This is a genomic window from Microbacterium sp. str. 'China', assembly GCF_002993305.1.
Lineage (GTDB): Bacteria > Actinomycetota > Actinomycetes > Actinomycetales > Microbacteriaceae > Microbacterium > Microbacterium paraoxydans.
In genome coordinates, this window is sequence record NZ_CP027434.1 from 574609 (window position 1) to 587577 (window position 12969).

The window sequence follows — 12969 nt, forward strand, 5'->3', positions numbered from 1 at the left end:
CATCCTCCGCTCTGCCCTCCTCCCGAAGAGTTCTCATCGGTCACGCATAGCTCCCTGATTGATCACCCCGCGAGCATGGGCACAACGCCGCACACGCTCGAGAGGAGCACATCATGAGCCGCATCCCCGAACCGACCCCCACGCCGCAGGGCCCCATGTACGAAGGACGACTGCTGGATCGCGCGGACGAGGAGGTGGTCGACCAGGGCGTGGCCTTCGATCTCCGGACGCTGATGAGCCGCCGCGGGCTGCTGATCGGCGGCGGGCTTGGCCTCGGTGCCGTCGTCCTCGCCGCCTGCGCTCCCGGCGCCACAGGATCGTCGTCGACGACCGCCACCCCCACGCCCAGCGCCACCGGCACGGCGTCGGATGCGGTCTCGGAGATCCCCGACGAGACCGCCGGCCCCTACCCGGGCGATGGCTCGAACGGCCCGGACGTCCTCGACGAGGCCGGGATCATCCGCCAGGACATCCGTTCGTCCATCGACGGCGGGGCCACGGCCGACGGCGTCCCGCTCTCCTTCGAGCTCCAGATCCTCGACCTGGCGAACGGCGGGGTGCCGTTCGCTGGCGTGGCGGTCTACGCGTGGCACTGCAACGCGCAGGGGGAGTACTCCCTGTACTCGTCCGGGCTCGAGGACGTCTCCTATCTGCGCGGGGTGCAGGTCGCCGACGACGACGGGAAGGTGTCCTTCACCTCCGTCTTCCCCGGGTGCTACTCCGGGCGCTGGCCGCACATCCACTTCGAGGTCTATCCGGATGCGACCGCGATCACCGACGCGTCGAACGCGATCGCCACGTCCCAGCTCGCGCTGCCCGAGGACGCCTGCCGTGCGGTCTATGCGGAGACGGCGTACTCCGGATCGGCGGACAACCTGGCGCGCATCTCCCTGACCTCCGACAACGTCTTCGGCGACGACGGCGGGGCGTCGCAGCTCGCCACGACGACGGGGAGCGTCACCGGCGGATACACCGCGGCCCTCGTGGTCGGCGTCGACACGACGACCACCCCGAGCGCCGGATCCGCGCCCGGAAGCGGCGGCGGTCGTCCGCCCGGCAGCTGACGCTCTCGGCGCGTGGTTCGTGGATCTGCTAAGCTGATCGTGCAACGTGTGCGTTTCGCCCCCTCTCGGCCGCCTCGTCGCCACTGATCAGGGCCATCCACGGACCACGCACATCGACGCGCGCGGAATCCGCCCTCGGTCTCTTCACGTGCGGAGCGCGAGCGCGCCCGCCCCACAGCAATGAGCATGAACATGAGTACCACCACCGTCCCTTCCTCCATCCCTCTCACCTGGAAACAGGCCGACGTCGACGTGCACGTCGCCACCCGCAGCGGTGAGTTCGCCGGATTCGTCGAGTTCGACGGATCCGCGCACCGGCTGCGCGACGAGCGCGGCACCGACCTCGGGTCGTTCCCGTCGCTCGACGACGCCTTCCGTGCGCTCGCCGCCGCGCAGCAGCCCGCCCGGCCGGCGGCATCGCCGGCCCTCCCTCGGACGCGCGGTCGGCGGCCGCGTCGAGCGCGGGCCTGAGTCGTATGCCGCCTCGCGTATGCGAGCGCGGTTAGTGTGGCCACAGCGATCGGCAACCGCCCTTGGCTTCTTCAGCTCAAGGGCTCCCGATCGACAGGAGAGCATCATCTCCCGCACATCCTCCCCGACCGTCACCGCCACCCTCGGGCCGGTTCGTCAGACCTACGCCGGGAACGCCGAGTTCCCCCCGCTCACCCGGGCCTACCGCGATGTGCAGCAGGTCGTGAAGGAGACCGGGCTCCTGCAGCGCACTCCTGTGTTCTACACACTGATCGGCGCGGCCCTCGTCGTCGCCTTCGCCGGCTGCGTCGCGGGCTTCCTCCTCCTCGGTGACAGCTGGTTCCAGCTCCTCATCGCCGCCGCCCTCGGGATCGTCTTCACGCAGGTCGCCTTCCTCGCCCATGAGGCGGCGCACCGTCAGATCCTCTCCACGGGGCCGGCGAACTTCCGCCTGGCCCGCGTGCTCGCCGGCATCATCGGCATGAGCTATCACTGGTGGGACTCCAAGCACACCCGGCACCACGGCAACCCGAACCAGGTCGGCAAGGACCCCGACATCCAGGTCGATACCATCTCCTTCCTGGAGGAGGATGCGGCGCAGTCGCGTGGCATCGTCCGGCTCATCACGCGCAAGCAGGGGTGGCTCTTCTTCCCCCTCCTGACGCTCGAGGGGCTCAACCTGCACTACCTCGGTCTGAAGCACCTGATGACGAGGAAGAACGTGAAGGGGCGCTGGATCGAACTCGGTCTCATCGTCCTCCGGTTCGCCGTCATCCTCGTGCCGCTGTTCCTCTTGCTTCCCGTCGGCATGGTCTTCGCGTTCCTGGGTGTGCAGCTCGCGGTCTTCGGCGTCTACATGGGCGCATCCTTCGCCCCCAACCACAAGGGAATGCCGGTCATCGCTCCCGACGCGAAGCTCGACTTCTTCTCGAAGCAGGTGCGCACGTCGCGCAACATCCGCGGCGGATGGTGGGTGACGGGGCTGATGGGCGGCCTCAACCACCAGGTGGAGCACCACCTGTTCCCGAACATGTCGCGGCTGCACCTGTCGAAGGCGCGCGGCATCGTGCGCGACTACTGCGCCGCGAACAGCATCCCCTACACCGAGACAAGCCTCGGACAGTCGTACGCGATCGTCATCGCCTACCTCAACCGGGTCGGCCTGGCGGCGCGCGACCCGTTCGACTGCCCGGCGGCCGCACAGCTCCGCCGCGCCTGAAGCCTCACCGATACGACGAAGGGGCGAGCAGACAGCTGCTCGCCCCTTCGTCGTGTCCGCGCCGGATCAGCGCTTCGAGTCGTCCGACTCGATGACGTCGATCGTGATCTTCTCCAGCGGACGGTCGTCGTCGAGCTCGTCGTCGAGGACCTCGTCGCCTCGGAAGCTCTCGACGGACGCCTCGACGACGTCGTCCTCGTTCTCGTCGTCATCCTCGTCGATCGTGGCCTCCGTCAGCGCGATCTCCGTGGGGAGGTTGTCGTCGCTGAAGATGCCGTCGGGGCGGATGAGCTCGCGCACCTCGGCCATGAAGCTGGTGAGCTGCTGCTGCTGCCACCGCAGCTGACGGGCACGATCCTCGGCGTCGCGGAGGACGGTGGAGGTGTGGCCGGTCACCGCGTCGACGATCTTCTGAGACTTCACGCGGGCGCGCTCGAGGATGTCCCTGGCACGGACCTGCGCGTCGGCCTCGATCGCCTGTGCCTGCGAGCGCATGAGCTTCTCGTAGCCGTCGGCCTTCGCGGAGATGCGCTGGGCGTGCTCCAGTGAGGCGGTGACCTGCTCGTTCGCGTCGGTCGTGATGCGCTCGGCGTGTGCGACCGCCTGATTGTGCAGCACGAGGAACTCCTGCTGCGCGTCGTCCTGACGACGGGTGAGGGTCTCCTCGAACTCCAGCACGCGGGCGTTCATCTCACGCACCTCGCGCTCGGCGTCCGCCCGCAGCTGGGTGGTCTCACGCGTGACGAGGGAGCGCAGTGCGGCGGCGCCCTTCTCGGCCTCGGTGCGGATCGCCGTGGCCTCCTGGGACGCCTGGCTGACCTTCTCCGCGGCGTGGGCGGCCTCGCGCTCGATGCGCGCCTCGTGGGCCGTGTACTCGGTCTCCATCTTCAGCCGCACCTGATCGGCGTCGCGCTGAGCCTGGGAGATGATGCGCTCGGCATCCGCCTCGGCCTCGGCGCGCTGCGCGGCGACCTCTTCGCGGGCCGAGGTCATCAGGCGGTCGGCCTGCACGGCGGCGTTCTGGATGAGGACGTTCGCCTGCTCCTCGGCCACCCGCAGGATCGCCTCGAACTGCTGGCGGGAGGGCGCTTCCTCCCCATCGGCCTGCGGCATGTCGACGAGCTCGGAGGTGAGCGTCGCCACCTGCTGCTCGGCATCCGCGGCCTTGGCGTTCGCGGCGGCGAGCTCGGCTTCCAGGGCCTCGCGTGCCTCGCGCTCCTCGGCTTTGAGAGCTTCGACCGATTCGGCCTCGCGGGCCTTCGCCTCGGCGACCTCATCGGCGGCCTGCTGGAGCTGGGCGCGCATCGATGCGAGCGCGGCGTCGACCTCGCCCTTGTCGTAGCCGCGGAATCCGATGGTGAACGCCGACGTGGACGTGGACGACGTGTCGCGGGGAGCCGTCTCGATCAGCTGATCGAAGAAGTCCGGCGACCGCTCGTCGTCGCGGGGTGTGCCCGAGGAATCGCTCATGGGTTCAAGCCTTTCTGGCGTGTCCGCGACACGAAGCGGACTTCGTTTCGTGGACGGGATCGCAAGCTCGGGGGAGGAGGCCCCCGGCATGCGCCACGACCGGGTCGTCATCCGTCCCTGCGGGGCGCGGCGCGCGTCTAGCCTAATTGCGTCACCTGGGAATCGTGACCCCTAATTCCAGGCCCTGCGAGCGACGATCAGAGCCGGCGGAACCAGCGCGCGTTGCGGTCGTCGAGCTCCGGCCCGCGCTCGAACAGGGAGACGGGCCCGTCGGCCACCTCGATCCCGCGGGTCGCGGCCTCGGCGGACACCAGGGCGCGCAGCTCCCGCCAGAGGGGTGCGGTCTGCGGGAAGCCGAGGTACTCGCGGAAGGTCTCGACGCGCACGAGAGTCCCCGCGCTGCCGGGAACCAATCGCGCGACGGTGTCGTCCGGTTCGACGAAGCGGACGCCCAGCGCGCCGTCCGGGAGCAGCGAGAAGCTCCTGCCTCGCTCCTCGACGATCACGCGCAGCAGCTCCGCCGTGGCCGTCGGGGAGGCGTGGACGAGGAGAGTGGCTCCGAGGTCGGCGAAGATCTCCTCCATCCGCGCGGCGGTGTACCGGGCTCCCGCGCGCTCGCCGGCCGACGATGCGCTGCGCCGCACCCAGCCGCGCAGGAAGGCGGCTCCCACGATGAGGCTGAGGATGACCAGGAAGAGGACGAGGATCAGAGCGGTGTCCAGGGCAGCGACCTTCCGTGCTGAACGTCGGTGCGCGTCAGCGCGGGCCGGCGAGTTGGTCCAGCTGAAGATCGCCGGTGGCGTTGAGTGCCTGCATGATCTCCTGGATGCGGTGCGGGTCCACGGCCGGCGGCTCCGCCTCGTCGAAGCCGAACTGCAGGGGGATGGCGGGATGGATCCAGACGCTCGCTCGCCGGTCGAGGCCGCCCTCGGGAGGCTGCCAGGTCATCATGAAGCTTTCCTGACGACGCAGCTTGGTGGCGATGACGATCTTCAGATGCGCGAGCGTCTCGTCCTCGACGAGGATCGGATCCGAGTGCCCGTCGTACCGGAGTCTTCCCATGGTGCTGACCGTACACCCCCGTGGGGTCTCACGATCACGGCGTGAGCGCGGCGGAACGGGAGTGAATGGGGTGGCGTTCGCGGGGCGGAGCGCCTGGCCTTGGTACGGTGACCGCGGAGGACACCACGTCCCCTGGGGCCGCCGAGCAAGAGAGAACTTCGAGATGAAGCGCACGTCCCGCTTGCGTCTTGGTCGCATCGGGATCGTCGCCGTGCTCGCGATCGTGCTGGGATCGCTGACGCCGGCCCTCACCACGACCGGTTCCGCGAGCGCGGCGTCCGACGGCTACATGGTCTACCCGGCTTCGGGCAACATCCAGTCCAAGGTGGGCGACGGCTGCCTCGGCAACTATCGTGCGCACGACGGCATCGACATCTCGCGGAACGGCGGGACGCCGATCCTGGCGGCGTATGACGGCGTGATCAAGAGCCGCACGTCGAACGGCGGCTACGGCAACTACGTCGATGTGCAGCACCCGGGCGGCTATGTCACCCGATACGCCCACATGGCGGCATCCGGCTGGTACGCACCGGGGACGAAGGTTCTGCGCGGGCAGCAGATCGGCGTCGTCGGGAACACCGGCAACTCCGCCGCGTACCACCTGCATTTCGAGGTGTGGCTGAACGGCAAGGTCTACTCCCAGATCAACGACGGATTCACCTGCCTGTCGAACGTCACGCGGGGAGGGACGATCCCGCTGTTCTTCCCCGGTCTCGGGGCGAGCGACTCGGCGGGCATCGACACCGCCGACTTCACCGGTAACGGTAAGGCCGATCTTCTCGTCGTCGCGGGCAACGGGGATCTCAGACTGCGAGCGGGGGACGGCCGCAGCAGCCTCGCCGGACCGACCACCCTGTTCGGAGGCGGGTGGGGGAACTCACGACGGCACATCACGCACTCGGACTTCAACGGAGACGGCCACGCGGACATCCTCGTGGCGCGCTCCGACGGCGCCCTGGAGTACTACGCCGGGAACGGCGCCGGCGGCTTCCGTGCAGCGACCACCCCGGGAGCCGGCTGGTACGGGATGCGTCACGTCACTTCCGGTGCGGACTTCACCGGGGACGGACGGCAGGACGTCATCGGAGTGTCCCCTGCCGGGACTCTCGTGATCTTCCCCGGCAACGGGGCCGGCGGCTTCCGCACTCCGAACGTCACCGTGGGCAACGGCTGGGAGGGTTTCCACTACCTCGTCGCCGGAGACTTCGACGGCGACGGACGGGGTGACCTCATCGGGGTCGCCGGTGATGGCGTGCTGAGGCTCTACACCGGCGCGTCCGGCCTGCGCACCTGGCGTCAGGCCGGGACCGGCTGGCAGGAGTTCACCGAGGTCACCGGCGGCGCGGACTACAACGGGGACGGTCGTGCGGACCTGGTCGCCCGCACGGCGGCAGGACAGCTCTACCTCTATCCCGGCAACGGCGCCGGAGGGTTCGGCGCCAAGATCCTCATGGCCTCGGATGCGGCGGACTACCTCGCGATCGAATAGCGCGGGTCGCGTAGCGGGCACCGGCCGACGCGTATCGTGGGCGCATGGCCGCTCCGACCCTCGACGACATCGCGGCGGCGCTGTACGCCGGGCCGCCCGAGGAGTTCACGACCGCCCGGAACGCACGGGCGAAGGACCTCGACGATCGCGCGCTCGCCGCGGAGGTGAAGGCGCTGCGCAAGCCGGCAGTGGCTGCCTGGGTCGTCAACGTCTTCGCGCAGCAGGGTGCCGCGCAGCTCGGGGAGGCCCTGGCGCTGGCGGCGGAGCTGCGCGAGGCGCAGGCGGATCTGGACGCCGCGGCGTTGGCGAAGCTCGGCCGGGAGCGGCGCGCGCTGACCCGGCGGCTCGCCGAGACCGCCGCGGACCTTGCGGGCTCCCGAGGCGAACGAGTGACGGCGGCGACGCGGGATGCGGTCGAGCAGACGATCTCCGCGGCATTCTTCGACCCGGACGCGGCGGCCGCTGTGGCCTCGGGGCGTCTCGTGCGGGCATTGGAGCCTTCGGGTACGGCGGACGACATCCGCGACGCGGTGGCCGGAACGCTCCCCGCACTGCAGCCCCAACCCCCGCGTCCTCCGGACGAACTGCAGGAGCGTCGGAAACGCCGGGATGCCGAGCGTCAGCTGGCGGTTGCGGAGAAGGACCTTGCGGCGGCGGAGCGGGCCCTCGCGAAGGAGGACGAGGTGATGCAGGCGCTGAGCGATCGCGCGGAGGAGCTGGCCGACGGCATCGCCGAGCTGGAGGCGCAGATCGAGAAGCTGCATCAGGAAGCCGACCGCGTCGAGCGCGACCGTCCCGCCGCGGAGGAGCGGCGCACCGCGGCCGTGGAGAAGAAGGATGCCGCCGCCGAGGCCGTGCAAGCGGCGCGCGCGGCTCTCGCCGATCTCTGAGCGGTCTCAGCCCCGGGCGGCGGCTTTCTCCTCAGCGGAGTTCGGCGTCCATCCGAACCAGCCGTCGTCGGCCGGGATGACGCTCCAGTCGCCGCAGACGAAGACGGTCTTCGCCTCGTATGCGGACGGGCCGTCATCCAGGGTCCACGTCGGGGCGGAGGTCCGCTCCGTCTCCACGCAGTCGTCCGGCAGCGCTGTCGTGCTCGCCAGCAGGAGGACGGCGTCGTCCGCGTCCTCGATGGTCGACGTCGTCAGCGTGAGGGCGGTCGCGTCTTCCGGAACCCAGTCCGCATCGATCGGCGCGTCCGCGCGGAAGGCATCGGCGTCGTCGAACGTCCCGGTCGACTGCTTGTGCACGAGACCCTCCACGGCGGCGCATCCACCGAGCAGCAGGGTGCCGCCGAGGAGCAGGGCGGCGGCGGGGAGGAGGTGTCGTCGTGTCATATTTCCACTCTGCTGGCGCGGCTCGCGGACGGCGTCCGTCGGGGGAGGTATCCCTCGTCACCCGGAGGAGTGATCTCTGCTGCAGGCGCCTCCGATAACCTCGGGGGATGCGGGAGGAACTCCTCGAGGGCGGCAACGCGAGCGGACCCGTCGTGCGGGTCGGGGACACCGTCCGCAAGGCGTGGACAGCCGCGACCCCGCACATCGTCGCCTATGTGCGGGCGATGCGGGACGGCGGAGTGGATGCGCCCGAGCCGCTCGGCAGAGACGCGCAGGGGCGGCAGATCATCGAGTTCATCCCCGGCACGCTCGCGATGGATGCCGCACCGCTCTCCGCCGCCGAGCTCGGTCACGTGGGCGGGATGGTCCGCCGGATCCATGACGTCTCGGCGCGGTATGTCCCTGATGCCGACGCGATCTGGGAACCACCCCTCTCGGCGCCCGCGCAGGAGCTCATCTGCCACAACGACCTGGCGCCGTGGAATCTGATGCTCGGCGACCGCTGGGTCTTCATCGACTGGGACGGCGCCTCCCCGAGCACCCGGTCGTGGGACCTCGCCTTCTCCGCGCAGACGTTCGCGCTTCCCGATCCGACCAGGGACCCGCAGCGCTCCGCCGACGACCTCGCGGCCTTCGTCGATGGCTACGGCGCCGACGCGGAGCTGCGCGCGGTGCTCCCGGGCATGATGCGCCGGCGCACGCAGGCGATGCTCGACCTGCTGCGCTCGTCCGCGGAGGCGGGGCGCGAGCCGTGGGGGACCATGTACCGCGCGGGTCACGGGGCGCACTGGGCGGCGGTGCTCGACTACGTCACCGCGCATCGGGGTGTGTGGCAGCGCGCCCTGGCGTGACCGCTTCGCCGGTCCGCGTCTCCTAGGGTGATCGACATGAGTGACGACCTCGGCCGCGCAGTGATCGCGGATCTGTGCCGGATCCCGAACCCGGAGTCGATCGACCGGACGGCGTACGTCGACCTCGGCGGTGTCCCCCAGTTCGTCTCGATCCGCGGGCGCAGCACACGGAACCCCGTACTCGTCGTCTGCCACGGCGGCCCGGCCCTGCCGTCGCTGCCCTCGTCGTGGGTCTGGCAACGCGGCGTGGAGGACTACTTCACGGTCGTCAACTACGACCAGCGTGCGAGCGGCAAGTCCGCAGGGTCCGTGTCTGAGGACATGGACCTCAGCGTCGACCGGTACGTCGACGATCTCGCGGAGCTGATCGCGTGGCTCCAGGGCGAGCTGGGCGTGCAGAAGGTCGGGGTGCTCGGGCACAGCTGGGGGACGGTCCTCGGGCTCACCCTCGCCCGGCGGCGTCCCGACCTGCTCTGGGCGTACGTCGGCGTCGGCCAGGTCATCTCCGGTCCCGAGAACGAGGAGGAGAGCTTCCGCCACGCGATGCGGAGTGCCGTCGCGGATCGCAACGAGCAGGCGGTCTCCGAGTTGCAGGCGCTCGGGGAGTACCCCGGTGAGGAGCCGTTGACCGTCGAACGCATCGTGACCTGCCGGAGATGGGCGCAGTACTACGGCGGCCTCTCGGCGTATCGCTCCGATTTCGCGTACTTCACCGAGTCGCAGGAGCTGTCCCCGTATTACACGGACGCCGACCTGGGCCTCATCGGCGTCGGGCAGGGGGTGACCATGCCCGAGGTGCTGCCGGCCCTGCTCGGCTTCGACGGCCGCGACCAGACGTCGTTCGAGGTGCCGATGCTCCAGTTCCTCGGACGACACGACTGGACGACCCCCACCGGACCGGTCGCCCGCTGGTTGGAGACCGTGACGGCGCCCGCGACGCACGTCGTGTGGTTCGAGAACTCCGCACACCTGTGCATGTTCGAGGAGCCCGGGAAGTTCCTGGTGAGCCTCGTGGCCCACGCGCTGCCGCACGCGGTCGCGGCGGGGAACGCGAGGGGGGACGGCTCGACGGACTCACTTGTGCCGGCGTGAGTCTGCGGGTCGCCGCCTCCCGTTCTGCTCTCTTCACCCGCTCTGTTATCGCGTCAGAGATGGATGGGGCCGGGGGAGGGAACCGCTGTCGGCAGGCCGCCATCGAGGATCCGCTGGACGATGCCGATAGCGCGGTCGCTGAGACCGTCGCCCGGGTAGAAGTCCTCGTAGTGAGCCTCCGCCGCTTCCGACGTGGTGATGCCGCAGAGGGTGAGCAACTGACGGATGTCGTCGACGTCGCGTCCTGGCCGGTTGGCGCGGAGCTTCATGGCGAGAAGCGCGTCCTTCGAGGCGACCTGGATTATGACGCCGTCTCGGTCGTAGATCGTCTCCCACTCGACAGTTCGACGCCCGAACGTCGGTACGGAATCGGCGTGCTCCACAGCGAAGTTGAACCAGCCGACGCTCCACCCTCGTCGGTCTCCGACGCGCGAGGCCGCGGCGAGAACGGCTTCGTCACTTCCAGGGTTGATGTGAAGGGAATCGAGGTCTCCGGTGGCACGGCGGTCGAAGTACCTGATGACGAGCGCAGCGCCGCCGACGAGTCGGATGCCTGCGACTTCGCCAGCGGCATGAAGCTCGCCGACCAGGTCGCGGAGGCCGGCGATGATGTCGTCGCGGTTCAGGGCGTCAGCCATCAGACGCTCGTCAGCGTGTCTTGCCAGACAAGGACACCACGCTCGAGGAACTCCGTGGGCACGTCGTCGGGCGCCGGGATCGGATCCGCCGGATCGACGTCCAGGGTTCGGGGTACCTGGACCCTCCTGTTCGGGCCGTCGACCCACGCCGGGGTGGGGAGCCCCTCCTCGCGGAGGCGAAGATCCACGAGCGCTGCCAGGGCGGCATCCCAGACGCGGTCACCGGTCGGCTCGGGTTCCGCGAGACCGAGAACCCCGCGTACGAGGCCGTGCTCGGCGTTGAGGTTGTCGCTCAGCTGGATGAACTCGCGAAGCGCGCTGTGCTTGTCGCCCGCTCGCAGGTACCCGCGGATCGCCGCCGCGATGGTCGCCGCGTCGTCCCGTCGCGTCGGTGCGGAGTACAGGCGATAGCCGGCGCCACGGAGGAAGCGTTCGACTGTGCTGAACTCAGCCTCGCGGCCACCTTCCACTCGAGATACGCGGCCTTGATCGACGTTGGTTCGCTCGGCGAGATCCTTCTGCGTGAGCCCGCTGCTCTTCCGCGCAGCGCGCACGAGCACTGATGCGTTGGTCACGTCGCCTCCCCGTAGAAATGTCCTCTGAGCCATATTCTACGTCGGCTGGGATCAGGATGCGACGCCTCAGATCCGGGAAGCCGCGTCCTGTTCGTTCCAGGGCAAAGCAAAACCCCCGCCATGTAGAAGCTAGGCGAGGGTTTCTGGGCTGATTGTAATGATCAGCCGTGTGGCTCCGACCGGCATCGATCCGGTGACCTTTCGAGTAAGAGTTTCGCCCTATCAGGGGTTTCTGCGGACTTGCGGGTGCTTTGAACAGTCCTGATCGCGCCTGCTTTCGGTTGCCAGCGAGTGCCGCGAGCTGGCGGTGAATCTGCGGAATAGATGCGGGGTTCTGGACATTCGGTAGCGTCTGCTCCGTGTCGATGGTCGCGCTTTATTCTTTGGCCACGAACCGATCGCGGTCCTCGTCCAGGCGCGGGGTCGCCCACGGCACCGTTTCCGCGAGCGACGCGAACCGCTCGGTGGGGTCGTCCGGCGTCGTGGGCATGCCCTCACGGTACTCGTGTCTCGCCTGCGCGAGGACTCCGGTGTTGTCTCCGCGGCCGCCAAGATGGAAGCATGACGTTCCCGCTCAACGACGAGATCGCCGCCGCCTTCGCGCAGTTCTTCTTCGGCGGCGGTAGCGGGCCGAGCCACTCCACGCTGTCACGACTCTTCGCGGGCGCCGGATACGTCGACGCTGATCCCTACGACTTGAACACGCAGGCACCGAACAAGCAGCAGCGCGTCCTCGCGGTGTTCCGAGCGGCCGAGCGGCGGCCCGCGGGCGCGCTCGTTGACGGGATGCTCAACGCGCTCCGGCTCGACGGCGCGTTTGGGAAGTATGCCGACGACAAGCACGTCGCTGACCTGCACGCGGCGGTGACCCACGCCGGCTGGGCGCTCTCGGCGTACGGACGGCTCGAGTACGCGGGCGACATCCACCTCGAGACCGGCGGTCGCGCCGCGCTCGATGAACAGCTCGAGCGGCTGCGGCGGAACATCGACGACCCGGCGGCGCTGCTCGGCGGGGCGAAGGAGCTGCTCGAAGCCGTCGCGAAGTTCGTCCTCGAGGAGGGCAACCGCCTGCCGGAGCGCGCCGACTTCCCGGCGCTGGTGGCGCTCTCGTTCGAGAAGCTGGGGCTTCGCCCGGCGGTCGTCGACGACTCGGTCCCGGGCGCGAAGCAGGTCCCCTCGATCTACCAGTCGGCGAAGACCGTAGCATTCACCGTCAACGAGCTGCGGAATCTGCAGGGCACCGGCCACGGCCGGACGCTCCTCACCGGAGTGACTGCTGAGGCGGCGCGCTACGTCATCCGCGAGGTTGTACACGTCGCCGACCTGATGTTGTCGACGCACGACCGCCAGATGGGGCGGTAGGCAGGCGCGGCCGTCGGAGGCCTTCGGGCGCGGCTAAGCCACGTCGCTCAGTAACTGATTCACCCGGCTCCGGCTGACGCCGAGCGCCTCCTGGAGCTCCTTGATGGGCGTGCCAGCTGCGCGAAGCGCCTTGCACACCGCCGCTCGCTTGGCGAGCAGCTCGGCGTGCTCGGCCTCGTTCGCCTGCAGACGTGCGACGATGTCCACTGCCTCTTTCAGCAGGGTCACCCGTGTCTCGGCGCGCTCGACGGCGGTCATGCGAACACTGTATAGCCATATGCACATATCTGTACAACCTGCTGTACAGATATGTGCAATGAGCATTACACTGAGTGGATGCCC

Annotated in this window: 15 protein-coding genes; 8 read left to right on the plus strand and 7 right to left on the minus strand. The window is 69.2% G+C overall.

What is annotated here, in order from left to right:
- Nucleotides 1-113: 113 nt before the first annotated feature.
- From C6C15_RS02630 to C6C15_RS02640, 3 genes are all read left to right on the plus strand, one after another.
- Nucleotides 114-1064: an intradiol ring-cleavage dioxygenase gene (locus C6C15_RS02630; RefSeq protein WP_105949226.1), complete on the plus strand. Its 951-nt coding sequence runs from the start codon at nt 114-116 to the stop codon at nt 1062-1064.
- Between the two features lie 192 nt (nt 1065-1256).
- The gene (locus C6C15_RS02635; protein ID WP_157547056.1) at nt 1257-1535 is read left to right on the plus strand and encodes a hypothetical protein; all 279 of its coding nucleotides are present in this window, start codon (nt 1257-1259) and stop codon (nt 1533-1535) included.
- A gap of 106 nt (nt 1536-1641) precedes the next feature.
- Nucleotides 1642-2754: a fatty acid desaturase family protein gene (locus C6C15_RS02640; RefSeq protein ID WP_435873137.1), complete on the plus strand. Its 1113-nt coding sequence runs from the start codon at nt 1642-1644 to the stop codon at nt 2752-2754.
- Nucleotides 2755-2820: 66 nt separating this feature from the next.
- Here C6C15_RS02640 and C6C15_RS02645 read toward each other — a convergent pair whose 3' ends face one another.
- The 3 genes from C6C15_RS02645 to C6C15_RS02655 form a co-directional block, all read right to left on the minus strand.
- A complete protein-coding gene (locus C6C15_RS02645; RefSeq protein WP_105949228.1) occupies nt 2821-4224 on the minus strand; it encodes a cell division initiation protein in 1404 nt (467 codons plus the stop codon).
- 197 nt (nt 4225-4421) lie between these two features.
- Nucleotides 4422-4895 carry a hypothetical protein gene (locus tag C6C15_RS02650; protein ID WP_105949229.1) on the minus strand — a complete coding sequence of 158 codons (474 nt, stop codon included), beginning with the start codon at nt 4893-4895 and terminating at the stop codon, nt 4422-4424.
- A gap of 85 nt (nt 4896-4980) precedes the next feature.
- Nucleotides 4981-5286, minus strand: a complete 306-nt coding sequence (locus tag C6C15_RS02655; protein ID WP_105949230.1) for a DUF7882 family protein — start codon at nt 5284-5286, stop codon at nt 4981-4983.
- Nucleotides 5287-5449: 163 nt separating this feature from the next.
- Here C6C15_RS02655 and C6C15_RS02660 point away from each other — a divergent pair, with 163 nt between their 5' ends.
- Complete coding sequence (locus C6C15_RS02660) at nt 5450-6775, plus strand: VCBS repeat domain-containing M23 family metallopeptidase (protein ID WP_105949231.1); 1326 nt, start codon at nt 5450-5452, stop codon at nt 6773-6775.
- A 44-nt stretch (nt 6776-6819) separates the two neighbouring features.
- On the plus strand, nt 6820-7665 hold the full coding sequence (locus C6C15_RS02665; protein WP_105949232.1) for a transposase: 846 nt from the start codon (nt 6820-6822) through the stop codon (nt 7663-7665).
- A gap of 6 nt (nt 7666-7671) precedes the next feature.
- Here the strand turns inward: C6C15_RS02665 and C6C15_RS02670 are convergent, their stop codons facing one another.
- Nucleotides 7672-8109, minus strand: a complete 438-nt coding sequence (locus C6C15_RS02670; protein ID WP_105949233.1) for a hypothetical protein — start codon at nt 8107-8109, stop codon at nt 7672-7674.
- A gap of 107 nt (nt 8110-8216) precedes the next feature.
- On the opposite strand from C6C15_RS02670, the gene C6C15_RS02675 reads away from it, so the two are divergent.
- Nucleotides 8217-8960: a phosphotransferase gene (locus C6C15_RS02675; protein WP_105949234.1), complete on the plus strand. Its 744-nt coding sequence runs from the start codon at nt 8217-8219 to the stop codon at nt 8958-8960.
- 36 nt (nt 8961-8996) lie between these two features.
- Nucleotides 8997-10052 (plus strand): alpha/beta fold hydrolase, encoded by a 1056-nt coding sequence (locus tag C6C15_RS02680; RefSeq protein WP_105949235.1) that lies wholly within the window; start codon nt 8997-8999, stop codon nt 10050-10052.
- 53 nt (nt 10053-10105) lie between these two features.
- Here C6C15_RS02680 and C6C15_RS02685 read toward each other — a convergent pair whose 3' ends face one another.
- Both C6C15_RS02685 and C6C15_RS02690 read right to left on the minus strand, forming a co-directional pair.
- The gene (locus C6C15_RS02685) at nt 10106-10690 is read right to left on the minus strand and encodes a hypothetical protein (protein ID WP_105949236.1); all 585 of its coding nucleotides are present in this window, start codon (nt 10688-10690) and stop codon (nt 10106-10108) included.
- Nucleotides 10690-11265 (minus strand): helix-turn-helix domain-containing protein, encoded by a 576-nt coding sequence (locus C6C15_RS02690; RefSeq protein ID WP_158698513.1) that lies wholly within the window; start codon nt 11263-11265, stop codon nt 10690-10692. The genes C6C15_RS02685 and C6C15_RS02690 overlap by 1 nt, the downstream gene beginning before the upstream one ends.
- A gap of 561 nt (nt 11266-11826) precedes the next feature.
- Here C6C15_RS02690 and C6C15_RS02695 point away from each other — a divergent pair.
- On the plus strand, nt 11827-12627 hold the full coding sequence (locus C6C15_RS02695; protein WP_029266269.1) for an abortive infection family protein: 801 nt from the start codon (nt 11827-11829) through the stop codon (nt 12625-12627).
- A 33-nt stretch (nt 12628-12660) separates the two neighbouring features.
- Here C6C15_RS02695 and C6C15_RS02700 read toward each other — a convergent pair whose 3' ends face one another.
- Nucleotides 12661-12885, minus strand: a complete 225-nt coding sequence (locus tag C6C15_RS02700) for a hypothetical protein (RefSeq protein WP_029266267.1) — start codon at nt 12883-12885, stop codon at nt 12661-12663.
- Between the last annotated feature and the right edge of the window lie 84 nt (nt 12886-12969).

Excerpts from the sequence above, each read along its gene's own strand:
- C6C15_RS02630 (WP_105949226.1), top strand. The coding sequence starts at position 114 with ATGAGCCGCATCCCCGAACCGACCCCCACGCCGCAGGGCCCCATGTAC.
- C6C15_RS02635 (WP_157547056.1), top strand. The coding sequence starts at position 1,257 with ATGAGTACCACCACCGTCCCTTCCTCCATCCCTCTCACCTGGAAACAG.
- C6C15_RS02645 (WP_105949228.1), bottom strand. The coding sequence starts at position 4,224 with ATGAGCGATTCCTCGGGCACACCCCGCGACGACGAGCGGTCGCCGGAC.
- C6C15_RS02655 (WP_105949230.1), bottom strand. The coding sequence starts at position 5,286 with ATGGGAAGACTCCGGTACGACGGGCACTCGGATCCGATCCTCGTCGAG.
- C6C15_RS02660 (WP_105949231.1), top strand. The coding sequence starts at position 5,450 with ATGAAGCGCACGTCCCGCTTGCGTCTTGGTCGCATCGGGATCGTCGCC.
- C6C15_RS02665 (WP_105949232.1), top strand. The coding sequence starts at position 6,820 with ATGGCCGCTCCGACCCTCGACGACATCGCGGCGGCGCTGTACGCCGGG.
- C6C15_RS02670 (WP_105949233.1), bottom strand. The coding sequence starts at position 8,109 with ATGACACGACGACACCTCCTCCCCGCCGCCGCCCTGCTCCTCGGCGGC.
- C6C15_RS02675 (WP_105949234.1), top strand. The coding sequence starts at position 8,217 with ATGCGGGAGGAACTCCTCGAGGGCGGCAACGCGAGCGGACCCGTCGTG.
- C6C15_RS02680 (WP_105949235.1), top strand. The coding sequence starts at position 8,997 with ATGAGTGACGACCTCGGCCGCGCAGTGATCGCGGATCTGTGCCGGATC.
- C6C15_RS02685 (WP_105949236.1), bottom strand. The coding sequence starts at position 10,690 with ATGGCTGACGCCCTGAACCGCGACGACATCATCGCCGGCCTCCGCGAC.
- C6C15_RS02695 (WP_029266269.1), top strand. The coding sequence starts at position 11,827 with ATGACGTTCCCGCTCAACGACGAGATCGCCGCCGCCTTCGCGCAGTTC.
- C6C15_RS02700 (WP_029266267.1), bottom strand. The coding sequence starts at position 12,885 with ATGACCGCCGTCGAGCGCGCCGAGACACGGGTGACCCTGCTGAAAGAG.